The organism is Clostridium sp. 001 (assembly GCF_019056555.1).
GTDB lineage: Bacteria > Bacillota > Clostridia > Clostridiales > Clostridiaceae > Clostridium_B > Clostridium_B ragsdalei.
Map to the genome: position 1 here is coordinate 2,214,505 of NZ_CP020473.1, position 24,270 is coordinate 2,238,774.

Below are 24,270 nucleotides of genomic sequence, written 5' to 3' on the forward strand. Positions count from 1 at the left end.
TTTAGTCATTTTCAAAGAAATAACTAGTCAGTATGCTAGGATATTCTTTATCATACTGTGTCGGTAGAACCCTTAGATAGGATTCACTATCTGCGGAACCTACCTCCTTGTCTGATAAAAAATACCCGTCGCATCTTTGACTTGTTATTTTCTTTCAAATTCCTTATTTTTTTAAGAATCTCCTTTTTATATAACTGTATTTGAATATTCCAAATATAACTATAATTGGTATATATATAATCACACCGGCAATTACAGCTAAAAAACAAGCTATTCTACTATTCATGCTATAATTATAGACATACAAATATATAATTACAACAGCTGCCATCATAAAAATGGATGCAAATGCGGGTTTAACCATAGTTTCAAAATAATTTACACGAATTTTTAATTTCCTGCTTAAAAATATTATGTTTAAAATACAGGTTGCAATATATCCTCCTATACTTCCTAAAACAGCTCCATAAATATTTATATAAGGTATTGGCACAAGAAATAGGGTTATAACTATCTTTATAATGCATCCTAACGCCAAATTAGCTACAGGTCTAACATAATGTCCAATGCCCTGCAGCACAGCTGTAGATGTCTGAACAAGTACAATAAAAGGAATAGACAATGCTGAATATTGAAGTATATCAAATCCTGCAGATTGACCTGGAAAAATTAAATCCAGAATAGGGTGTGCTAGAACATATAGTCCAATGGTAGATGGAATTGCAATAACCATAGAAATTTTAAAAGACAAATCCACCTTATTTATGACATCAACTTTTCTATTTAATATATACGATTCTGCAATTATTGGCATCAAAGAAGCACATAGTGCTGAAGATATTGTTAGTGGTATATTTATAAGCACAAATGCTTTTCCAGTAAGCTGTCCATATAATATAGCAGCTTCCCTATATGTAAATCCAGCCACCAATAACTTTTGAGGTACTAAAGCTGAATCTATAAGACTCATTATACTGCTAACTGCTGCTCCTAGAGATACTGGAATAGCTATATACAGCAGTTTACTCAATACATCCTTATTATCTGCGACTTTAAATACGTTTATTTCTTTTCTTACATAAATATACTTTGCTATTAGATATATACCTCCAAATAGTCCTCCTGCTGCTGCCCCTAATGCTGCCCCTCCTGCCGAATACTCTATACCTTTAGGCAATAGTAGATATGCCAGTCCCACTCCTACTATTACTCTACCTATTTGTTCTATAATTTGAGATACAGCTGTATAATTCATATTTTGAAGGCCTTGAAAAAATCCTCTAAAAGCACTCATTATGGATATAAATATAGGTGCAAATGCAATGGCAATTAAAGAATAGTAGGATTTTCTATCCCATTTCAAAAAATGTATAATTGGATTTGAAAATATAAGTAGTATAGCTGTAAAACCTGTTCCCAAAATAACCATTAAGAGTATAGATTTTCTAAGTACCTGAATTACCCCTTCATGATCTCCAACGGCATTTCTCTCTGATACCATCTTTGACACCGCTACAGGTATACCTGAAGCTGCAGCAATAAAGAACATATAAAGTGGAAATGACATTTGATAGTAGCCCACTCCCTCATCTCCAATGAGCATTTGAAGTGGCCACCTAAAAAATAATCCTAAAAATTTTGATAGTATACCCGCTGCCCCTAATACAAAAGTGCCTTTTATAAGGGATTGTTTTTTCATAAAAATACCTCCGAATGCTATAATTGCAAACAATTTGTTCCATGTTTATAATTATTTAAAACTCGAAGGTATTATTACTTTAAATGAATACTTTTTAAATTATAGTCAATAATGTCAACAGAATATAAATGGCAGCTAGTGCTGCCATTATCTATTGTTCCATTTGTTTACCTAAAAAGGATGATGCAGTTTCAGCTAGCTTTATTTCCATATCTCCAAAATTAACTTTTTCTTTAGATACTATTATTACAGCTCCAATTGCATCGCCTCCTGCTATTATAGGGCATATAATTTGAGCTGAGTACTTACCCTGTACATCCTCATCATCATATAGAGGAATAATTCCATCTTCCTCCTTATCCCCAGCTATGGAAACCGTTTTTCTATTATCTATTAATTTTTCTAGTTCATTACTTATCTTTTTTCCCATATATTCTTTTTTAGGTATACCACTAATTGACACCATGCTGTCTTTATCACATATCATAATTATATTTCCTATAGTTTGTTGAAGTGATTCTGTATATCCTTTTGAAACATCACTAAGTTCTCCAATAGGGGAATATTTTTTTAATATAACCCCACCTTCCCTATCAGTAAATATTTCAAGAGGATCTCCTTCTCTTATTCTAAGGGTTCTTCTTATTTCTTTTGGTATGACAACTCTACCTAAGTCATCTATACGTCTAACAATTCCTGTTGCTTTCATACTATAATTCCTCCTATAAAATATAATATATAACTTGTATTATTATTATCTTTCTAAATATGCAATTTTATACACAATTGTTATTTAAATTAGAAAAAATAAAAAGAACTATAGCACAATTGCTACAGTTCTTTTCTACCTATTTAAATAAAAATTAATTTACATAATATTTTTTTCTTTTTTAGTTATACTTGCAGCCTTTTTCCATTCTTGAACTTTTTGAGAAACTAATTTACTCTTTTGATCACTTTCCAGCTGCTTCTTTATCTCATCTTTAACTTTGTTAAAGTCCTTAACTGGATACTCTTGCTTTTTTATACACTTGATTATATGATATCCGAAACTACTTTGAACTGGATCTGATATAGCACCTTCTTTTAATGCTTTTGCTCCTGCCATAAATTGAGCATCATACCCTGAATCGTTATAATTTACAAACCCTAAGTCTCCACCTTTATCTTTAGTAGCGGTATCCTGAGAAACTTCTTTTGCAACCTTTGCAAAATCTTCTCCCTTATCTAACCTTGCTTTCACTTTTTGTGCTTCATCTTTTGTCTTTACAAGTATATGAGCTAAATGCATTTTATTAGGCTGCTCTGTATACTTATCCTTATTTGCATTATAATAGTCTTTAATCTGTTTGTCTGTTATCTTTACACTTTTTGCAAGATAATTGCTTATGTTTGTTTCTATTGCTTGAGTTTTCAATTGTGCTAAAAACATAGTCTTAAATGATTCCTCAGTAAATCCCTGTGCTTTTAATGCTGCATCAAATTGACTGGTATCACCTTTAAAGTTCTGCTTTTTAATCTCATCAATCTTTTTATTCATATCTGATTTTAATTTACTTTCATCTGGTGCAAGCTTTAACTCTTTAGCTTTTTGTTCAATTACTTTAGTAGTAATCATATTGTCAAGTATCTGTTCTTTTTGTGTCTTAATAGCACTAGTAGCTTCATCATTTTTTGCATAGTCTGAACCATATTGTTGTTTAACTTGACTTAGCAATTGAATTGTATTTGGATCTTTATCTAAATCACCTCTTGTGATTTTTTCTCCATTAACTGTTGCCACAGTACTATTAGCTATAGCTTCTGGTGTTTTTTCTATCATATTACATCCTACAGTTGAAAATGCGAACACTGTTATAAATGCCGCAGCTACCAACGTTTTTATATTCTTCACGGTTTATTCCCCCACTCTTTTTGTGTTTTGCAAAATATAAATTAATTTTAACACAAAACTATTTTTACTACAAAGCTATTTTTGTTCATATATTTTTAGCATATATTTCACAATTTCCTTAATTTGATGTAAAATATCTTCTCTTTTTACATTTTTTAATTTATATCCAAACCCGGGCTTTTTATTCATCTTCAACACAAACTCATGTGGATAAGTTTTAAACAGTTCCCTAAGCACATTTTTGTCAACCCTATCCTGATCTTGAAATGAAAAAACAACTTCGTCCTTTACTTCTTTTATCTCCTCTATTCCAATTTTCTTACTCATACTTCTTATATAGGCTATATCCATCAGGTTGTATACTGAAGTTGGTATATCAGAGAATCTATCTTCCAATTCCTCTTTTATATCAAGCATATCATCATATGAACTTATAGCTGCTATTTTCTTATATATCTCTATTTTCTGAACTTCACTCTTTATATAATTATCAGGTATATATGCGTCTATTTTCAATTCTACGGTAGTTTCTACAGGCTCTTTGTCTATGTCTCCTTTTACAAGCTTTATAGTATCTTCTAGCATTCTACAATAGAGATCATATCCTACAGCAGCCATATGACCATGCTGTGATGATCCCATCATATTACCTGCACCTCTTATCTCCAGATCTTTTAGTGCTATTTTAAATCCAGATCCAAGTTCAGTAAATTCTTTAATAGCTTTAAGCCTTTTTTCTGCTACTTCCGTAAGAACCTTATCTCTTCTATAACTCAAGTAACAATAAGCCATTCTATTAGTTCTTCCAACTCTTCCTCTTAATTGATATAGTTGTGATAAGCCCATTTTATCAGCATCATATATTATCATGGTATTTACATTCTGTATATCCATACCAGTTTCTATAATAGTAGTTGCTACTAAAATATTATACTCATTTTTCATAAAATCAACTATTATATTTTCAAGTTCTCTTTCTTGCATTTGTCCGTGGGCCACAGCTACTTTTGCTTCTGGAATTAGTTTGGCTATGTAAGAAGCCATTTCTTTTATGCTCTCAACTCTATTATAGACAAAATAAACCTGTCCCCCTCTATTTATTTCTCTTAATATGGCGTCTCTTATTAATTGATCATTATATTCCACTACATAAGTTTGAATTGGATATCTTTCCTCTGGAGGTGTCTCTATAACACTTATATCCCTAGCCCCTACGAGAGACATATGTAAGGTTCTAGGTATAGGTGTAGCACTTAACGTAAGTACATCTACATTTTTTCTAATCTTTTTGATCTTTTCCTTATGACTTACTCCAAACCTCTGTTCCTCATCTATTATAAGAAGTCCCAAATCTTTAAATTGTACATCCTTTTGTAATATTCTGTGAGTACCAATTAATATATCAACGTCTCCTACTTTAACTGCCTTTATGGATGCTTTTTGCTGTGCTGTTGTTCTAAACCTGCTTATCATATCTATTTTTACAGGAAAATCAGAAAACCTTTGAACAAAATTATTATAATGTTGTTGCGCAAGTATCGTAGTTGGAACTAAAAATGCAACTTGTTTTCCATCCATAACAGCCTTAAAAGCAGCTCTTACTGCTACTTCTGTTTTCCCATATCCTACATCCCCACAAAGTAATCTGTCCATTACCTTATCTGATTCCATATCTTGCTTTATATCCTGTATAGTTGTAAGTTGATCTGGTGTCTCTTCATAGGGGAACTCATCCTCAAACTGTTTTTGCCATACTGTATCCTTTGAATACTTATAACCTTTTAAAGTAGACCTAATTGCATATAATTTTACTAAATCTTCAGCTATTTCCTCTATTGATTTCTTTACCTTTTTCTTAGCTTTAGCCCAATCTGATCCTCCCAATTTACTTATTTTGGGGCTTTTTCCTTCAGAGCCTATATATTTTTGCACCATATCCAATTGTTCTACAGGTACATACAGTTTATCTTCAGAGTCATATATGAGTTCCAAATAATCCTTCTTGTGACCTTGAACTTCCAGCTGCTTTATGCCTTTATATATTCCTATACCATGATTTACATGTACTACAAAATCCCCGGGCTTAAGTTCTGTAAAACTTTTTATTTTGCTTACTCCCTTTTTGAGAGCCTTCCTTGCATTCTTCTTTTTTGCTTTACCAAAAACTTCTTTATCTGATATAACTCCTACTTTAAAATCTGGATATTCAAAACCCTTGAGTTGACTTCCAAAAGTTATAACAACTTCCCCTGATTTAATCTCATGAATAACATCTCTATAGCTACTTTCTATGCCTCTTTCCCTTAAAGTGCCTACCAATCTTTCTCCTCTAGGTCTTGTTCCAGATAAAATCAGAATTTTATAACCTCTAGACTTTTTATCCTTTATATCCTCAATAAGTAGATCCATCTGTCCTTGGTAACTATTTAAAGTTATCTGAGAAAAATTAGTTATAGTTTTAGGTTGAATAACCTTAGAGGACTTAGCAATAGCATCTAATGTCATAATCTCCTTATTTTTAAGTTCTTCAAGTAAATCAGATTTTGCACATAACATTTTACTCTGTTTGGGAAGTATATTTCCCTTTTCTAAAAGGCTTTTATAATTTTCTTCAAATTCAAAATATACACTATTTAATTTCCCAGAGCACCTCTGTACATCATCCATAACTATAAAATAGTCCTTAGCATAATCAAGGAAAGAAGCAGGCTTATTGTAAAAATACGGAAGAAAACTATCAATATTTTCAAAGCTCCAGTTCTCCTCTAGATTTTCTAAGTTTTTCTTTGTTAACTCATCTATTCTATCTAATGCTTCCTTATTCTTGCTCTTTTTTAATTTCTTTTCTACTAGAGCTGCGTCATCTTCTATACTTTTTCTTGCCTTTTGAATCTTATCCTTATCAAGTATAATCTCTTTAGCAGGAAATATTTCTATACTGTCTATTTTATCAATACTTCTCTGTGATTCTAAATTTAAAGTCCTAATAGATTCTACTTCATCCCCAAATAGCTCTATTCTATATGCTTCTGCAGCTATTGGTGAGTATACATCCATTATGTCACCTCTTATGGAAAATTGGCCTTTTGAATCCACAATTTCATTTTTTTCATAACCACCTTGAACCAATTTCTCACTTATATCTTTTAAATTTAAAACGCTGCCTACAGATATGTTAATTATATAATTTTCATATAACTCTACAGGTATATATGTAGATGCTAGAGATTCCACACAAGTTATTATAATTTTTCTACCTGTATCTATCATTTTCCTTATTACCTTTAACCTTTCCCACCTTAGGTCTCCTGATATGGCATCTATATTATAAAATACCATCTCTTTAGTAGGAAAATAGTATACTTCTGCTAAATAAAAGGATAGATCTTCATATAGTTTTCTGGCTTCTACATCACTATGAGTAACAATTAAGAAAGGCTTGTCTATTTCATTATACACTCCATATATTAAGTAACTTTTAGCTGACTCTGAAAGTCCAAATACCCCTATAGGAAACCTTTTTTTGCTTATTCCATCAATAATATTTCTAAATTCTCTGCTTTCCCTCATAGGTTTTATAAGTCCATCTAATCTCATTTTAACAACCACCCTACAAATTTTATTCATCCGACTCTAGATAAATATTTCACTTAAGTTTTTTAATTTAACGCACAACAACCGTTAATCTCTTTGTTTAAAGAGATTATACGGTATCAATTGAATTATTTTGTAATAAACTTTATCTGATCGCTACCATTGCTAACACACCCTCTTTTATCAAAGTAGGGAATAAGCACTGCTACGCGCCTGGATAAGTTCTTCCCCTAAAGGATAACGTATTCTAAGTGCTAAAGACACTAAGAATACTGTTAATAAGGTTTAGCTAGAAAAAGCAATTCTTATAAGCAAACTCCATCTGAACCTAAGAATCACTTGATATTTTTAATCCATTGAACTTATTCATAGCTTCTTCTACTCCACAATTTATGAGACATTCCAATACATCTGCGCTAGTTTCTAAAACTTTTTCTATGTCATTTCTTTCATTTTTGTCAAATTTTCCCAAAACATGAGATACAAGATCCCCTTTAGGCTGTCCAATCCCTATTTTTATTCTTGGGAATACATCTGTGCCTAAATTTGCTATTACGCTCTTTATGCCATTATGTCCTCCAGCACTTCCATGTTTTCTTATTCTAATCCTTCCAACTTCAAGATCTATATCATCATATATAATTATTATATTACTGCTTTTTATCTTAAAAAAATTTGCAGCCTCTATTACACTTTCTCCACTCAAATTCATATAAGTACTTGGTTTTAATAACATTACTTTATTATCTGATATTGTGCCTTCTCCATAGGTTCCTTTAAATTTTTCCCTATTTATAGGAATATTATACTTACTACTTATTAAATCTACAGCATCAAACCCTATATTGTGTCTTGTATGCTGATACTTAGTTCCTATATTTCCTAATCCAACTATTAAAAACATTATTTCACTCCAATCTCAATACTATATTAAATCCATTACATAATATATATTATACTAAAAGACATAAATAATAAAGAGACCAAAAGTCTCTTTATTTATTTCCCTTCAATTCAGAGAGAACTACTTCCACTTTTATAGTCTTACCATCTCTCCAAATTTCAGCCTCAACCTTTTCTCCAATTTTATGACTTTCTATTATTTCTTCTATATCTGATACATCTCTTACCTTTTTACCGTCTACCTGCATTATTATATCCGTAGGCTTTATACCAGCAACACCAGCCCCACTATTTTTTTCTACCTGTTCAATATAAACTCCTTGAATTTTATCATCCTCTGACACTACACTTTCTCCAGATATACCTAGATAAGGCCTTGATACTTTTCCACTGTTCATAAGTGATTTTATTATATCCTTTGCTTCATTTATGTCTATAGCAAATCCCATTCCCTCTGCATTTAAATTAGCCCCTATTTTTAAACTATTTATACCTATAACATTACCTTGTAAATCACAAAGGGGTCCACCGCTGTTTCCTGGATTTATAGCTGCATCTGTCTGAATAACTTTATATATTGATCCATTGTACTCTATCTTCCTGTTTAATGCACTTATTATTCCTGCAGTAACAGATCCTGCAAACTGCTCACCTAATGAATTTCCTATGGCAATTGCAGTGTCCCCAACCTTCACTTTCGAAGAATCTCCAAATCTAACTACGGGAAGGTTTTTTGCATCCACTTTTATTACAGCTAAATCGGATCTTTGATCTGCTCCTAACACAGAAGCATTTAATATCTTATTACTTGAAAGCTTAACAGTAATCTTATCCGCTCCCTGCACTACATGATAATTAGTAACTATATATCCATTGGAATCAATTATTACTCCAGATCCACTTCCTGCATCCTGCAATCCAAAATATCCTTCTGATTTATTACTTATTCCTACTACTGCAGGACCAACAGTTTCAGCTACTTCCGTTATAGAATTTTCCTTCGTGCTTTCAGATTTATCTTTTGCTTCACTTTTATCTTGCTTTGGTTCAACTAACATTCGATTATCAGGTGTATAAATTTTAGAGGCCTGTTTTTTATTAATTACATATGCTCCAGATATACCTCCAGAAACTGCAGCTACTAGTACAACACAAAATAAACTGGCTATTTTTTTTATATTTGACCTTTTCTTACTATTTACAAACTTTATTTTTGCCTCATCATCTTTTACATTTTCCCAATTAGCATCTTTTATGTTATCATCATTCATTAATTACACCTCATAATCTCTAAACTTAGAGTAATTATAATAAAAAAATTTTACACAAATATGAACAGAATGTAATTATTCCTTAAACCCTCTTTAAAGTGAAAGTAAACATAATTCCCTTAGGTTCCTTATTTTCAGCCCATATATCTTCACCTAATTGGGTAAGTATACTTCTTACAATAGAAAGTCCAAGCCCCGTACTCACTTTTGAAGTTCTGGATTTATCCACCTTATAAAACCTATCCCATATATGTTTTAAATCTGACTCCGGTATCCCTGATCCATCATTATAAACGGATACAACTGCCTTTTCACCTTTAACCTTAGTTGAAATTTTTATATTTCCACCAATATCTGAATATTTTATAGCATTATCCACTAAATTTGTAACCACTTGAGTTATCCTGTCTTTATCTGCAGCTACATACAACTTATTATCTTCCAGCAATACATCTACTTTTAGTTTCTTATTATTTATTTTAGTTTCAAATTTTATAACACATAGTCTTATAATCTCATTTATATCTACTTCTTCTATTCTAAGTTTAAATTCACCAGCTTCAATTGCAGATAAATCCAAAAGATCATTTACAAGCCTTGTAAGTCTTTGTATCTCTGAATAAGTAACTGACAGATAATAATTCTGTTTTTCTGCTGGAATAACTCCATCAATCATTCCCCCAATAAATCCTTTTATAGAAGTTATTGGAGACCTTATTTCATGAGACACATTGGATATAAACTCTCTTCTATGCTTTTCTACTTTTTCTAATGAATCTGCCATAATGTTAAAGGATTTCGCAAGTTCTCCAATTTCATCTTTGGATTCTATATGAACTCTCTTTTCAACTTCTCCTTTAGATATCTTATCTGCTGCATAATTTATTTTTTTAAGGGGATTTATTATTATTTTTTGTGATAAATAGTAAATTACAATACAGCATATTATAATGGCCAAAACAGCTGATATCCATATAATTTCATACACTCTCTTTAGAGGGCTCTTTAATTCACTTATAGAAGTATGCATCATTATAGCACCTCTGAAAACTCCATTTGAAAAAATAGGTATTTCAAATGTATGAACTGGAGTTGTAAATATACCTGGGTAATTTTGTATCTTATTAACTGTTTTATTCTCTCTAAGGTCTTGTAAATCTTTAGTAACTATTTGTCTAGAAGTAGCTATCAGTTTTTTATGCTCGCTTTTTGATACAGAATAAATGTATCCGTAATTATCAACTAGCCATATATCTGCTGATAAATACTTTCCTATGTAACTTAAAGTTTCATTTATATTATCTGAAGTCAAATTCCCATTTAAATACTGTATAGCTTTATATTCTATAAGCTGAGATTCTCTAAGCATCTCTACTTTTCTCTGTTGAAAATAATAACCTTCAAACCAATAGGATAAAAAACCTGATGTCATTACAAAACTAACTATAATGATTCCAGTAAATGCAACCATAAGTTTTGAAAATAACCCCTTTTTCATTTACTTCACCTCAAATTTATACCCTACACCCCACACAGTTTCTATTTGCCAATTTGGTCCTCCTTGAAGCTTTTCCCTTAATCTCTTAACATGTACATCTACAGTTCTAGAATCCCCTGGATAATCGTAACCCCAAACTTCACATAAAAGTTGTTCTCTAGTAAATACTCTATTTTTATTACTTGCAAGATAATGTAGTAATTCAAACTCCTTAGGTGGCATTTTTATTTCATCATCTTTATAAACTACTGTATATGAATTTATATCAATAGTTAGTTGATTAAATTTTAGCACTTCCTTGTTTTCGTTATCCACACTATACCTTCTAAGTACCGCCTTAATTCTAGCTAGCATCTCCTTGGCCTCAAAAGGTTTAACTATATAGTCATCTGCTCCCAGTTCAAGACCTAAAACCTTATCAAAAGTTTCCCCTTTTGCTGTAAGCATAATTACAGGAGTTTCATATTCTTTTCTTATCCACTTAAGTACATCTATTCCATCTATATTTGGAAGCATTATATCTAAAAGTACTAAATCCGGTTTATATTCTAAAAACATAGTTTCTGCTGTCTTACCATCATTAACAACCTTTGTCTCATATCCTGCACTTTCTACGTACATTTTTATTACTTCACATATATTTTCATCATCATCTACTATTAAAATTTTACCTATAGACCCTTCCATAATTTCACCCTCCTAAATAAATATTGATATATGAATACCTCATCAATCATGTTATTTGTAATAAACAAATTCCCTATAATAAATTTATCACATATTTTTGTATAAATAATAATATATTATCAAAAGTTACAAATAAGTCATAAATACTAAGTATACTTTAATATTTTTAATTAAAAGGCATGTAGAATACATTTTCTACATGCCTTTTAATTCTAATCTTCAAATAATTTACTTACAGAAACATCTTCATATATTCTTTTTATAGCTTCCGCAAATACTGGAGCTATAGATAGTATCTTAAATTTATCCAGCATTTTGCTGTCAGGTAAGTTTATAGTATTCAACATTATCAGTTCTTTTATAACAGAATCTTTTATTCTCTCTATTGCTGGACCTGATAATACTGCATGTGTACAGCAAGCATAAACTTCTTTTGCTCCACGTTTCATAAGAGCATTAGCACCATTTGTTATTGTTCCAGCTGTATCTATCATGTCATCCACTAATATAACTGTTTTTCCTTCTATATCTCCAATTATATTCATTACTTCTGATACATTAGCTTTTGGTCTTCTCTTGTCAATAATAGCTATGCTTGCATTTAACTTGTCGGCAAATTTTCTTGCCCTTGTTACACTTCCAAGATCTGGTGAAACTACAACTATATCATCTCTCTTATCAAATTCCTTTTGTATAAAATACTTTGCAAGAATAGGTGCTCCCAAAAGATGATCTAAAGGTATATTGAAATATCCTTGGATTTGTGCTGCATGTAAATCCATTGTAAGTACTCTGTCTGCCCCAGCAGCAGTTAATATATCTGCTACAAGTTTTGCTGTAATTGGATCTCTTGCCTTAGCTTTTCTGTCCTGTCTAGCATATCCGTAATAAGGCATTACTGCAGTTATTCTCCCTGCTGATGCTCTTTTAAATGCATCAATCATAATTAAAAGCTCCATCAAATTATCATTTACAGGGTCATTTGTTGATTGAACTATAAATACGTCCATTCCTCTAACTGTCTCATTAATATCTACAGATATTTCTCCGTCACTAAAAGTAGAAACTTTAGAATCTCCAACTTTAGTTCCTAAAATATCCGCTATTTGCCTAGCTAATTCAGGATGAGAATTGCCTGCAAAAATTTTAATATTCTTACCATGGGTTATCATTATGTAAAGCCCTCCTAAAATTTTATTTCTTTAATCCTTTTTTATATACCCAATTTTCCTTATTTATTTGTCGTGCCCTAGCTACTGCTAATGCTCCTTCTGGAACTTCATCTGTTATTGTAGAACCTGCTGCTATATAAGTATCGTCGTTAACCTTAACTGGAGAGATCAAATTTGTATTACATCCTATAAATGAATTGTTTCCAATTAACGTTTTATTCTTTTTCCTTCCATCATAATTTACTACAACAGTTCCACATCCAAAATTGCATCCACTTCCAACTTCCGCATCTCCTATATATGTCAAATGAGACACTTTTGTCTTATCCCCTATAGTTGACTTCTTTACTTCCACAAAATCACCTATTCTTACAGACTTACCTATTGTACTTTCAGGCCTTATGTATGCAAAAGGTCCTACAGTAGTACTTTCCCCTATAGTACTATCTAGTATTACTGAACTTTGAATTGTTACATTATTTTGTATTACACTATTTTGTATTCTAGAATTAGGATACAATGTACAATTTTCGCCCACTACAGTATTACCCTGAAGTACATTCCCAGGATATACTATAGTATCTTTACCTATTTTAACGTCTAACTCTATGTAAGTATTATCAGCATCAATAAGAGTAACACCATTTTTCATATGTTTTATATTTATTCTTTTTCTCATAATCCTTTCAGCTTCTGAAAGCTGAACCCTTGAGTTAACTCCCATAGTCTCCTCAAATGGAATTGGTAATGCTCCAACTTTTTTTCCTTGACCTTTCAATATTTCTATGACATCAGTCAAATAATATTCGCCTTGAGCGTTATCATTATGTATTTTATCTAGGCTTTCCGTTAAGCTCTCTATATCAAAACAGTACATTCCTGAATTTATCTCATTTACTCTAAGCTCTTCCTCTGAGCAATCTTTATGCTCAACTATTTTAGATACTTCTCCACTTTTTTCTCTAATAATTCTTCCATATCCGGAAGGATCTTTCACTAAAGAAGTTAGTATAGTAGCTTTATATCCACCTTCATTATGAAAGCTTAGCATCTTTTTTATAGTATCCTCTTTTATTAAAGGTGCATCTCCTGTAAATACAGCTACGGTTCCCTTTTTATCCTTTAAAAAGCTTACCGAACATAAAACAGCATTTCCTGTGCCCAATTGTTTTTCCTGAAAAGAATAACTTACATTCCTGCTTTCAGTATGTTTTTTTACCTCATCTGAACCTTTGCCAATTACCACATCTATATTTTCTATTTGTGCTTTCTTTACAGTATCAATAACTATATTCACCATTTCTCTTCCGCAAACCTTATGGAGTACTTTAGGATTAGATGATTTCATCCTTTTTCCTTCTCCAGCCGCCAATATTATAGCACAATTATACATTTTAACACCTCTTTATGGTTATAAGCTTCAATTTTATACATTATATTATTAAAACATCCTATAATATTATATTTTATATGAAAATTATTTGCAACCTTATAAATAACTTTCCAGAGATTTAGCACCTAAATTCCAGTGAAAATTTTATTTTTACTGGAATTATATTTTTTTACACTTATTTAAAGGTCTGGTAAGCCCTTAAACCGGTAGATCGTAAAAATTGTTATACACTCCCCTACCCCTAAAAATCTTAATGCAAAGTTTCCAGTTTTTATTTTAAAATTACGTCTTTATGAATAGTGGATTATCCCAATCATCTTCTATAGTAAATCTTTCATCTTTTATATCTTCAATAATATCTATTTGGAGCATTTTTTTCTTCCTAAAACCTCTGATACACCTAAAAAAATATAACTGCATTAAATTAAATGCTAGTATCATAAACATTAAAACTGTCTCTACCCCTGTAGAACTGTGAAGAAAACAATGATCTAAATGCCATTCAGTTTTCAACTGATGAAATACATTATTTTCAATATCCCATCTTTTATGCATTATTTTCCATAAAGTTTCTACTGATATAAATTTATCTGTTGTTATGATCCATTCTTCTTTAATTTCTGCTTTATCTCCAGTATGAATTTCTTCTATAAATTTTATGAATCTTACTTCTATACTTGAATCAGACATTTGAAAATTATCATCATCCCACGCTTTAATCTTTCTATAGGTATTTACATTTTCCTTTACAGTCCAATCTTTATCTGCCTCCCGGCATTTAAATAGGGCTAATGCATCTTTTACAATGTGCAGCCTTTCATCTTTTACTCTTACCAATGCATCCATTCCTATAGAAAGAACTTCTTTTATCCAAGTAGATTTACAGTAAAGAGCATCAGCCACTATGATGTCAGCGAAATGATGATACTTCTTATATAACTTCTTAATTAGTCGTTTACTACCCGTAATTTCACCTTCATCTTTACTTGAACTATCTTTTTTAGGTTCAAGCATCTCTTGACCTAAAATAATATGTGGGTCTGATCCTACTGTTGCACACACTACAGATCTATGAAAATAATGGGTAGTTCCATCTCTATTCTCTCGAGAAAGGCATTTATTGCAACATTTTTTAGTACTTTCAAATAACTCTACACCATCTATGGCAGCTACTTTTAAACCATCAATAGTACCATTTCGAAATACTTTGTTTTTTATAGTTGTTTTTATTATGCTGATATGAATGTTTTTCAAGCCATCCATATCAAAGTTACTTAAACACCGCCTGACTGCGTCAATGTGCAGCATTTTAGTATTTTTAGGTAACACTTTTTTAAATTTATTCTTTTCAATCCAATGTTCTAATCTATTGAAACTTCTTATTTGAAGCATGAATCCAAATAACACTACGAAAACTATTGTTGAAACTTTTACTGGAGATTTTACTCTTTTATCTTTTAAACTATTGATTTTTTCACCTATATCATATACTTTATTAATATAAGTAAGTAATTGTTTTAAATAACTTTTACTCATTTTATCAGCATCCTTTTATTTTTAGTTTTCAGCAAAACCATTATAAAAAGGATGCTTTTATTATGCAAATTTTTTCCGTATAATTTCCAGTAAAAATCGGAATCTATTACTTCTACTGTAAATATTCATAAGACTTTATAATCCAAAGGACTACCGTCCTAAAAATTTTTTAAGTGCTAAACTTCTGATAACTTTCGGATAATAATTTTTAAATGTATTTTGAAATGAAAATTATTAAGGAATAATAAAAGGGAGTATTTATACTCCCTTTTATTATTCCTTAACCTTTTCTTCGGTAACAGTTTCTTCACTTTTTACTTTTTCATACTCATCAAGAATTGCCTTTTGTATTTTCTCCCTTGTTTGAGTATTTATAGGGTGAGCAATGTCTTTAAACTCTCCATCAGGAGTCTTTCTACTTGGCATTGCTATAAAAAGACCATTTTGACCTTCTATAACTTTTATATCGTGAACTACGAATTCGTTATCAAAGGTTACTGAAACAATAGCTTTCATCTTACCCTCTGCTGCAATTTTTCTTACCCTAACGTCTGTAATTTGCATATAAATCCACCTCCAAGATGCTTATGTATATACTATTCTCTATATTTTGTATTTTTCCTTCCTATTTTATTAAAAATTAATAAAATTTTTTGAAAATTTTATTAGTTAAACATTTCAGAAGGAAATAGAATTGCATTTCCATTTTCATCAATGCCTTTAAAATCAACTAGTGACACATAGTCTTCAACTAATTTGTTAGATGTTCCTATATTGTCTATTAAAATTCCTATTCCTAAAAGTTCACTTTCAAATTCCTTCAAAAGATCTACTATACCTTTAGCAGTTCCTCCTGCTTTCATAAAGTCATCAATAAAAATACACTTACTTCCTTTCTTCAATGCCTTCTTAGACAAAGACATATTTTGAATTCTTCCTGTAGAACCTGATACATAATTTATAGTTAAAGTAGAGCCTTCAGTAAATTTCGTTTCCCTTCTTACAACTACAAGTTGAACTCCGAGCATCCTGGCTACTTCATAAGCTAATGGAATTCCCTTTGTCTCAACAGTAACTACATAATCAATATCCTTTTCTATAAAAATAGATGCCAAAATCAATCCGGCAGTGTATATTATCTTAGGGTTAAACATTATATCTGTCATATATAAAAAATTCCCTGGTATTATTCTTTCTCTATCTTTCAAAATAATACATAATTTTTCAGCAAATTCCCTTTTCTTTTCATTAGACATACCACATACATATTTAATTCCCCCTGCTGCTCCTGATACAGTATTTATTTTTCCCATGTCCAATTTATTTAAAGTATCCTTCACTACTACAATATCCTCACTTACAGTAGACTTTGCAGTATTAAACATTTCTGTGAAGTTATTCAAGCCCATTATTTTATTAGGATTTTCAAGTAAGATTTTTGTTACTGCAGCTATTCTCTGATTTCTACTAAACTTTTGCATTCTATCACCCATCTATATAATTTTACGAATAATATGTTACTATTTTATTCTATTATTCATATTGTATTCTAAAAAATGTTATTTATCAACACCTATTTACTACAGGCTCAACTAGTAGCTTAAGAATTCATTGCTATAAAATTTTTAAAAAGTTTAAAGTTCAAATATTGCAAATTATAAATTATATCCATAAAGTTATGTTTTTTAATTAATTTTTGTATATAATTATTAGATGAGTTAGTTAAATTAAAGGAGTGATTCAGTTGTCATTTGATTTTATAAAAAATAAGACAGTACATTTTATAGGTATAGGCGGAGTAAGCATGAGCGCTTTAGCTGAAATTTTAATAGAAAAGGGATATAAAGTATCCGGTTCAGATATAAAAACTTCTCCTGCAACAGAAAAATTAAAATCAAAAGGAGCTACAATTTATATAGGACAAATCAGTGAAAATATAAAACCAGATATAGATTTAGTTATATATACTGCCGCAATCCAAAAAAATAATGAGGAATTTTTAAAAGCTAAAACTTTGAACATTCCTCTAATGTCCAGAGCTGAACTTTTAGGTCATATAATGAAAGGTCATAAGTATAATGTAGCTATAGCAGGTACCCATGGTAAAACCACAACTACATCCATGCTATCATGTATTACACTTAAAGCGGATTTAGATCCTACCATATTAGTAGGAGGAAACTTGGACAATATAAATGGGAATGTAAGAATAGGAAACAGCCCTTATTTCATTACTGAAGCTTGTGAATACAAAGGATCTTTTCTGAAGTTTTTCCCATCCATAGGCGTAATCTTAAATATAGATGCAGATCACCTTGATTATTATAAAGATATAGATGATATACAAAATGCCTTTATAAAATTTGCAAATCTAATTCCAGAAGAAGGATACTTAGTTTGTTGTGCGGACGATGCAAGAATGAAAAATGTTATATCAACCGTTAACTGCAACGTATTAACTTATGGAATTAATGATGGTGACATTACAGCTAGAAATATATGTTTTGATGAAAAAAGTTGTGCATCCTTTGATATATATAAAAATGATGTTAAAATATCATCTTTACATTTGAGTGTTCCAGGTAAACACAATATATTAAATGCACTGGCAAGTACAGCCGTATCTTTAGTCTTAGATATATCCACTGATAACATAAAAATGGGATTGGAAAACTTTAAAGGTACTCACAGAAGATTTGAGTTGAAGGGTAAAAAAGAAGGCATAACAGTAATAGACGATTATGCTCATCATCCTACTGAGATAAAAGCAACTTTAAATGCTGCTATAAATTACCCTCATAAGAGAATAATCTGTGTATTTCAGCCCCATACTTTTTCACGAACTATAAGCTTATTTAAAGAATTTACTGAGGCTTTCGACAACGTAGATGAACTAATTTTAGCAAATATATATCCTGCAAGAGAAAAAGACACTGGCAAGGTAAGTTCTGCTATGCTATCTAAAGAAATTGCAAAACGTGGTATAAAGTCTACTAATATCTCAGATTTTAAATCCATAGTTGATTATTTAAAATCTAATTTAAAAGATGGAGATCTTCTTTTAACTGTAGGTGCAGGAGATGTATTTAAAGTAGGAGAAATGTATTTAAGCGAATAATTTAAGTGTAAAATGCCTCCAATAAGGTAATACTATAGATTAATAAACCTATTGGAGGTGTTTTATTTGAAAAATTTTTTAATATCTGCTTCAGTAGACGTAATTTTAATTCTATTATCCTATTTTTTGTTTCAAAAAATAATAAGTGGCCCTAAAAGACACAAACTATATAAAAAGTTTTTTAGTTCTTTTGCTAAATTTGTAATTTATATTTTTATAATCAGCATACTTTTAACAGGCATAACTGCACTAATATTATATAGAACCTCTTACATAGCTTATATAAATATAATATCACCAGCCCTAGTATCAGTACTAGTTGGATTCCTCATGTCTACAGTTCCTACAAGAGGCGAAGGGGATAACGAAGATAAAATGAGTATATGATACTTTATTTGCAATTCGTAAACTAAGAAATTACGAAGCAATTTAGTTGACAATTGAAAATTGAAAGTGGACAGTGAAGGTGGATTTTTTTCCGTTACACTACAAAAAATCTTTAATTAAATTTTTGAAAGCTCGTTTTGCTAAAGCAAAACATAGCTGAGTTGATTCATATAAATTTAAAGATTTTTTGCCATAGCTAAAAATCATCCTTCACTGTCAATTGTCCACTATCAACTTTCAACTCAAAAACTTTGCTTCGCAATTTTTTATTTTTGCGATAACTGAAAATTATCCTCAATTGTAAATCGTACATTGTGCACTGCAGTTTACAAGTATCTTGTCTTTTTTTTATATATGGTATAAAATAGCATATGAGCGGGGTGTAGCGCAGATGGTAGCGCGCTTGCTTCGGGAGCAAGAGGTCGCAGGTTCAAATCCTGTCACTCCGACCAAATCATTAGCACAATTTAAGTTTGTAGCTTTTGAAGTTTTGTATTCATAAGAACTTTTAGGCTTTTTGAGAGAAACCTCAAAAAGCCCATTTTATATTAAAAAGATAAAAATATACTAAACTTGAAATGAGGTTATGTATAGATGCTTAAAAACATTAAAGGTGCTATTTTTGATATGGATGGTACTCTTATTGACTCCATGTGGATGTGGGAAAACATTGATGAAAACTATTTAGCAAGAAAAAAACTAACTGTTCCTCCAAGCTTAAAAAGTGATATAGAACATATGAGCTTTTATGAAACTGCCGAGTATTTTAAAAACAAATTTAATATTTCTGATAGTATAGAAGGAATTCAAAAAGAATGGTATGATATGGCTATTTATGAATATTCTCATAATATCTCACTTAAACCAGGAGCTAAAGAGTTTTTGCTTTTATTAAAGAAAAAGGGTATTAAAATAGCTTTAGCTACAAGCAATTATAGAGAAATAACAAACGTATGTCTCAAAAAGAATAAAATATATGATTTATTTGACTCAATAATTACAGGCGATGAAGTTTCAAAAAGTAAGGCTTTCCCCGATATATATATTTGTGCTGCCCAAAAGTTAAATTTAAATTCAAAGGATTGTGTAGTTTTTGAAGATGTGCTGTGTGCCGTTAAAGGTGCAAAATCAGCAGGTATGACTGTAATAGGTGTGCATGACCTATATTCTGAGTACCAGTGGAACGAAATAATAGATTATTCGGACATGCATATATCTAATTATAACGAATTAATGAAGACAATATAATTTTCATTTTTAAGTACCTTATTGAATATACTAATATAAAAGTACTTAAATGAGGAGATTTAAAATGCTAGCCTTTTTATTCCTTCTAATTATAGCAGGAAATGCTGTTATTCTATACAAATTTAACGATAAGGTCTCAATCCAGAGAAGACAAATACTTTCTTTAAAATATGAAAACGATGATTTAAAATCAAAATTATTAAAACAAACTCCTAAGAAAATAGACATTAAGTACGTCACTCCTCAATTTTTAAACGCAGTAGTTACTATAAGTGGGAATCTCCATCTTTCACCTATTTCAAACTCCAGCATAGTTAATACTTTAAAAGAAAATGCTTCTTTAAAAATTCAAGATAGTGCTCAAATTCAAAGTCAACTTTGGTATGAAGTTTTTTTGCCTGGAGACAACAGGCTGAATTCTAAAGGATGGATAAAGTCCAATTATATAAGGATAATTGAATAAAGCCCTTCATTACTTAAAACTAGGGCTTTTCAACATTTCTATAATAATTTGATAACTCCATCTAAATATTCGGGAACACCTTTTATTATATCTTTCTTGCAGCAGTATTTTAAATCATCATACAAATCTAGCTGTTGTATCCTCTTAAAGTGAGATGCATTTTGTATAAATCCTACAATATCTGGATTTTTTTCATAAACATATAATGCAGTTTTAGATATATCTGTAAGCTCTACCTCTGTCTTTTCCAATATGCACTTTATTATATATCCGCTGCATATAAAATCGTCCATAGAAAATTGTCCACTTGTTCCAGAATTAACTATCGTTACATCATTTCTTAAGCTTACTAGCTTATCTGCCACCTTAGCTCCATTTATAAGGGCTCCTATTAACATATTTTTTGCTGCAGCACTTCTTTTTATTGCTCTAGTTCCATTAGTTGTAGTCATTATAAGAATTTTATCTTTTACAACTTCTCTAGTATACTCAAGTGGAGAATTCGAGCAATCAAATTCTGGTATTTTTAAGGCATTTCTCTCGCCTCCAAGTATATATTTTTCCCTATCTCTCCCTGCTATTTCTAGAGCTTCTTCTACAGTTAGAACAGGTATCACTTCCTTACATCCATTGTCCATAGCAGTGGTAATTACTGAAGTTGCCCTAAGCATGTCCACTATTACCACAGACTTGTCCTCAATTTTCTCATCTTTTATATCATCTGCTGATATTATTACATCTATTTTCAATTTTCAATTTCCTCCTCTAAAAGTAATCACATATTACTTATATCTCAACTTTGGCACATACAAAATTTTTTTAGTTAATAGTTAAGAATGAAGAATTAATAGTTAATGTGGATTTTTTTCCGTTACACTACAAAAAATCTTTGATTAAATTTTTGAATACTCGTTTTGCTAAATCAAAACATTACTAAGCACTGACTTATATAAATTTAAAGATTTTTTGCGACAGCTAAAAATCATCCTTCACTATTAATTATTAATTATTAACTTGCAAAGCTTTACTTCGCATTACTTTTAAACTGTGTAAGTTAAGTAATTAACTATTTCCTATTATTCCCATAATATATTCCCTGATAGATGTTTCTATCCTTCATAGTTTTATCTATGTCATTTAGAACTTCCCACTTTTTAAGACTCCATTTAGGTCCTATAAGTAAATTTCTAGGCGCATCTCCAGTTAACCTGTGAATTACAATATCTGGCCTAGTATTTGACAGTGCTGAGCATATTACATCTACATAATCTTCTTGACTCATAAGCTTCAAATATCCTTCGTTATACAATTTTACAAGAGGAGTATGTTCCATTAAGTGAAGCAAATGGAACTTTACTCCCTGTATATCCTGACTTGATACATATTTTACTGTATTCATCATAATGTCTTTATTTTCATAAGGCAGTCCCATTATTAAATGTACTACCACTTCAATTCCTATTTTTCTCAAACTTTTTACAGATCTTTCAAAGGTTTCTAACTTATATCCCCTGTTTATTTTTTCTGCTGTAAAATCATTGGAACTTTGCAAGCCAAGTTCTACCCAAGTATAAATTTTATTATTAAATTTCTCAAGTAATTCCAGCACATCATCTCCAAGGCAATCAGGTCTAGTAGCTATTGCAAGACCAACTACACCTTCTTGATTTATAGCTTCCTCGTACTTCTGCTTTAGTATTTCTACAGGAGCATAGGTATTTGTATATGCTTGAAAATAAGCTATATACTTTCCATCTTTCCACTTCTTGTTCATCATTTGCTTTATACCCTGAAACTGACTTGATATAGATACATTCCTGTTTCCTGCAAAATCCCCAGATCCTTTTTCACTGCAAAATATACATCCACCTGTACTTATAGTACCGTCTCTATTAGGACAAGAAAATCCACCATCCAAAGATATCTTAAATACTTTACATCCAAATTTTCTCCTCAAATAATAATTCAAACTATAGTATGTTTTGTCTCCCCACAGCATTCTAACCCTTCATCCTCTCAATCTCCCAATAAATAATACATTGTCATTATATCACAATATTACATTTTCACTGCTTTAAAATTCTTTAAGCTTAACTTCCACTTACCAGTTAGTTTAGAAAGTGATTCACTACTATTATTTTTTGATGTAACATCAAAGTTTAATATATCTTCATCAAAAGAGGAAAAAACTACATCCACTTTATCAAGAGGAAATTTTTCTTCAAACTTGTAATCCACTATATCTCCTGAATTTGCCTTATAGAGTCTTATACAATGACCTATATTTTCATTTGTATATTGTGCCATGACAAACTTCTCATCTTGAGAAAATGTTACAAATTCTACTTTAGAATCCTTTAGAAGATCTAAATTAGTTATATTTTTTCCTACTGTTTTCTCCACTTCACCCTTTTTGCCACCTTCTCCTCCATCCTTACTGTCACCGCCATCACCCTGCTGTCCGTCAGAATCCTGGGATTGTGCTGACATGCTTTCATCTATTTTTATTACTCCTATATATGAATCTTTGTTATAAGTAACCATTGCCATGTTATCTCCCGTATAGGAAAAATCAATTATACCAAAGTTGTTTTTTGGTACAGCAGCCTTATCTATATTTACCTTATCATCTTTTGGAAATACATAATTAGGTACATTTGTTATGTCTATTACTACATTTGTCTTTACATCATTTTTATTTCTCATTTTTATTTTATCTTTTTCAATAAATGCTTCCCTATCCACAACATCACTAGTTTTATTAATCTTATAGTCATTACCTTCCTTTACTACTTTTATAGAATATTCATCTAACACTGCAAAAGGTTTGCTTAAATCTACTCTTGCCACTTTTACCTTAAATTGCCCTGACTTTCCAATTTCGCTGCTATCACTTAAACTATATCCAACAATTTTTAAATTTTGATTTTCACTCTTTATGGGACTTTTTAGGAGTTCTTTGGAATATAATTTTTTAATATTCTCAACATCACTTTTCATGAGATATTTCATATAAGTATCTACCGTATTGCCTGCTGCTTTCATATCAAAACTTTCATTTGACTCTTTAGTATCTTCCTTTTTATTTAAATTGCATCCGCATATTAAACTACAAGAAAAAATTATAAGTAATATGGTACAAATTATACTTCTTTTTCTCATATACTTCCTACTCTCAGTTTTTACTCTGTAGTAGAAATTCACCTCCTTCTATTAAGTTAAGTGATTTTGAAAGAAATAACTAGTTATTATGCCAACCTATTTTCTTTCAAATGCCTTAGCTAATTCACTTAAACTTTATTTTTCCCGTAAATAGAATTTTAATTTATAATTCATTATTTTTATATGTGATTTATATATTTATATATAGGATATATTTATTCGATGGCTGCCTTTTCGGAAAAGTG

The 24,270-nt window shown here is 30.7% G+C and carries 20 protein-coding genes and 1 tRNA gene; 5 read left to right on the forward strand and 16 right to left on the reverse strand.

The features are described 5' to 3' along the window. Positions 1–163 precede the first annotated feature (163 nt). The 13 genes from B5S50_RS10260 to purR form a co-directional block, all read right to left on the reverse strand. Complete coding sequence (locus B5S50_RS10260; RefSeq protein WP_217303707.1) at positions 164–1,699, reverse strand: polysaccharide biosynthesis protein; 1,536 nt, start codon at positions 1,697–1,699, stop codon at positions 164–166. A 151-nt stretch (positions 1,700–1,850) separates the two neighbouring features. Then, positions 1,851–2,408: a stage V sporulation protein T gene (gene spoVT / locus B5S50_RS10265; RefSeq protein WP_065076904.1), complete on the reverse strand. Its 558-nt coding sequence runs from the start codon at positions 2,406–2,408 to the stop codon at positions 1,851–1,853. A gap of 159 nt (positions 2,409–2,567) precedes the next feature. Further along, positions 2,568–3,593 carry a peptidylprolyl isomerase gene (locus B5S50_RS10270; protein WP_217303708.1) on the reverse strand — a complete coding sequence of 342 codons (1,026 nt, stop codon included), beginning with the start codon at positions 3,591–3,593 and terminating at the stop codon, positions 2,568–2,570. Positions 3,594–3,668: 75 nt separating this feature from the next. Further along, positions 3,669–7,190 carry a transcription-repair coupling factor gene (mfd, locus tag B5S50_RS10275; protein WP_217303709.1) on the reverse strand — a complete coding sequence of 1,174 codons (3,522 nt, stop codon included), beginning with the start codon at positions 7,188–7,190 and terminating at the stop codon, positions 3,669–3,671. A 325-nt stretch (positions 7,191–7,515) separates the two neighbouring features. Continuing rightward, positions 7,516–8,091: an aminoacyl-tRNA hydrolase gene (gene pth / locus B5S50_RS10280; RefSeq protein WP_065076906.1), complete on the reverse strand. Its 576-nt coding sequence runs from the start codon at positions 8,089–8,091 to the stop codon at positions 7,516–7,518. Positions 8,092–8,182: 91 nt separating this feature from the next. After that, a complete protein-coding gene (locus B5S50_RS10285; RefSeq protein ID WP_065076907.1) occupies positions 8,183–9,361 on the reverse strand; it encodes a S1C family serine protease in 1,179 nt (392 codons plus the stop codon). A gap of 82 nt (positions 9,362–9,443) precedes the next feature. After that, complete coding sequence (locus tag B5S50_RS10290; RefSeq protein WP_217303710.1) at positions 9,444–10,859, reverse strand: cell wall metabolism sensor histidine kinase WalK; 1,416 nt, start codon at positions 10,857–10,859, stop codon at positions 9,444–9,446. Further along, complete coding sequence (locus tag B5S50_RS10295; RefSeq protein WP_013240748.1) at positions 10,860–11,546, reverse strand: response regulator transcription factor; 687 nt, start codon at positions 11,544–11,546, stop codon at positions 10,860–10,862. A 212-nt stretch (positions 11,547–11,758) separates the two neighbouring features. Next, positions 11,759–12,718, reverse strand: coding sequence for a ribose-phosphate diphosphokinase (locus B5S50_RS10300; protein ID WP_065076909.1), 960 nt, complete (start codon positions 12,716–12,718; stop codon positions 11,759–11,761). Between the two features lie 22 nt (positions 12,719–12,740). After that, complete coding sequence (gene glmU / locus B5S50_RS10305) at positions 12,741–14,111, reverse strand: bifunctional UDP-N-acetylglucosamine diphosphorylase/glucosamine-1-phosphate N-acetyltransferase GlmU (RefSeq protein WP_065076910.1); 1,371 nt, start codon at positions 14,109–14,111, stop codon at positions 12,741–12,743. Positions 14,112–14,393: 282 nt separating this feature from the next. Continuing rightward, on the reverse strand, positions 14,394–15,647 hold the full coding sequence (locus tag B5S50_RS21575; protein ID WP_254306610.1) for a transposase: 1,254 nt from the start codon (positions 15,645–15,647) through the stop codon (positions 14,394–14,396). Between the two features lie 273 nt (positions 15,648–15,920). Further along, positions 15,921–16,211 carry a septation regulator SpoVG gene (spoVG, locus tag B5S50_RS10315; RefSeq protein WP_013240751.1) on the reverse strand — a complete coding sequence of 97 codons (291 nt, stop codon included), beginning with the start codon at positions 16,209–16,211 and terminating at the stop codon, positions 15,921–15,923. Positions 16,212–16,312: 101 nt separating this feature from the next. Further along, positions 16,313–17,128, reverse strand: a complete 816-nt coding sequence (gene purR / locus B5S50_RS10320; RefSeq protein WP_217303711.1) for a pur operon repressor — start codon at positions 17,126–17,128, stop codon at positions 16,313–16,315. 263 nt (positions 17,129–17,391) lie between these two features. Between purR and murC the strand changes: the two genes are divergently transcribed. From murC to B5S50_RS10345, 5 genes are all read left to right on the forward strand, one after another. Beyond that, positions 17,392–18,765 (forward strand): UDP-N-acetylmuramate--L-alanine ligase, encoded by a 1,374-nt coding sequence (gene murC / locus B5S50_RS10325; protein WP_217303712.1) that lies wholly within the window; start codon positions 17,392–17,394, stop codon positions 18,763–18,765. 66 nt (positions 18,766–18,831) lie between these two features. After that, positions 18,832–19,152: a hypothetical protein gene (locus tag B5S50_RS10330; RefSeq protein WP_217303713.1), complete on the forward strand. Its 321-nt coding sequence runs from the start codon at positions 18,832–18,834 to the stop codon at positions 19,150–19,152. Between the two features lie 376 nt (positions 19,153–19,528). Next, positions 19,529–19,604 (forward strand) — tRNA-Pro (locus B5S50_RS10335). A 142-nt stretch (positions 19,605–19,746) separates the two neighbouring features. After that, positions 19,747–20,400, forward strand: coding sequence for an HAD family phosphatase (locus B5S50_RS10340; protein WP_065076913.1), 654 nt, complete (start codon positions 19,747–19,749; stop codon positions 20,398–20,400). Between the two features lie 64 nt (positions 20,401–20,464). Beyond that, positions 20,465–20,863: a hypothetical protein gene (locus B5S50_RS10345; protein WP_065076914.1), complete on the forward strand. Its 399-nt coding sequence runs from the start codon at positions 20,465–20,467 to the stop codon at positions 20,861–20,863. A gap of 38 nt (positions 20,864–20,901) precedes the next feature. On the opposite strand, the gene B5S50_RS10350 is transcribed toward B5S50_RS10345, so the two are convergent. From B5S50_RS10350 to B5S50_RS10360, 3 genes are all read right to left on the reverse strand, one after another. Further along, complete coding sequence (locus B5S50_RS10350; protein ID WP_217303714.1) at positions 20,902–21,612, reverse strand: 2-phosphosulfolactate phosphatase family protein; 711 nt, start codon at positions 21,610–21,612, stop codon at positions 20,902–20,904. 317 nt (positions 21,613–21,929) lie between these two features. Then, a complete protein-coding gene (locus tag B5S50_RS10355) occupies positions 21,930–22,862 on the reverse strand; it encodes a TIGR01212 family radical SAM protein (protein ID WP_217303715.1) in 933 nt (310 codons plus the stop codon). Positions 22,863–22,921: 59 nt separating this feature from the next. After that, positions 22,922–24,025, reverse strand: coding sequence for a hypothetical protein (locus tag B5S50_RS10360; RefSeq protein ID WP_065076917.1), 1,104 nt, complete (start codon positions 24,023–24,025; stop codon positions 22,922–22,924). Between the last annotated feature and the right edge of the window lie 245 nt (positions 24,026–24,270).

What these genes read in the sequence shown, in the direction of transcription:
- B5S50_RS10260 (WP_217303707.1), bottom strand. Translation starts at nt 1,699, where the DNA reads ATGAAAAAACAATCCCTTATAAAAGGCACTTTTGTATTAGGGGCAGCG.
- spoVT (WP_065076904.1), bottom strand. Translation starts at nt 2,408, where the DNA reads ATGAAAGCAACAGGAATTGTTAGACGTATAGATGACTTAGGTAGAGTT.
- mfd (WP_217303709.1), bottom strand. Translation starts at nt 7,190, where the DNA reads ATGAGATTAGATGGACTTATAAAACCTATGAGGGAAAGCAGAGAATTT.
- pth (WP_065076906.1), bottom strand. Translation starts at nt 8,091, where the DNA reads ATGTTTTTAATAGTTGGATTAGGAAATATAGGAACTAAGTATCAGCAT.
- B5S50_RS10285 (WP_065076907.1), bottom strand. Translation starts at nt 9,361, where the DNA reads ATGAATGATGATAACATAAAAGATGCTAATTGGGAAAATGTAAAAGAT.
- B5S50_RS10290 (WP_217303710.1), bottom strand. Translation starts at nt 10,859, where the DNA reads ATGAAAAAGGGGTTATTTTCAAAACTTATGGTTGCATTTACTGGAATC.
- B5S50_RS10295 (WP_013240748.1), bottom strand. Translation starts at nt 11,546, where the DNA reads ATGGAAGGGTCTATAGGTAAAATTTTAATAGTAGATGATGATGAAAAT.
- B5S50_RS10300 (WP_065076909.1), bottom strand. Translation starts at nt 12,718, where the DNA reads ATGATAACCCATGGTAAGAATATTAAAATTTTTGCAGGCAATTCTCAT.
- glmU (WP_065076910.1), bottom strand. Translation starts at nt 14,111, where the DNA reads ATGTATAATTGTGCTATAATATTGGCGGCTGGAGAAGGAAAAAGGATG.
- B5S50_RS21575 (WP_254306610.1), bottom strand. Translation starts at nt 15,647, where the DNA reads ATGAGTAAAAGTTATTTAAAACAATTACTTACTTATATTAATAAAGTA.
- spoVG (WP_013240751.1), bottom strand. Translation starts at nt 16,211, where the DNA reads ATGCAAATTACAGACGTTAGGGTAAGAAAAATTGCAGCAGAGGGTAAG.
- purR (WP_217303711.1), bottom strand. Translation starts at nt 17,128, where the DNA reads ATGCAAAAGTTTAGTAGAAATCAGAGAATAGCTGCAGTAACAAAAATC.
- B5S50_RS10340 (WP_065076913.1), top strand. Translation starts at nt 19,747, where the DNA reads ATGCTTAAAAACATTAAAGGTGCTATTTTTGATATGGATGGTACTCTT.
- B5S50_RS10345 (WP_065076914.1), top strand. Translation starts at nt 20,465, where the DNA reads ATGCTAGCCTTTTTATTCCTTCTAATTATAGCAGGAAATGCTGTTATT.
- B5S50_RS10355 (WP_217303715.1), bottom strand. Translation starts at nt 22,862, where the DNA reads ATGCTGTGGGGAGACAAAACATACTATAGTTTGAATTATTATTTGAGG.
- B5S50_RS10360 (WP_065076917.1), bottom strand. Translation starts at nt 24,025, where the DNA reads ATGAGAAAAAGAAGTATAATTTGTACCATATTACTTATAATTTTTTCT.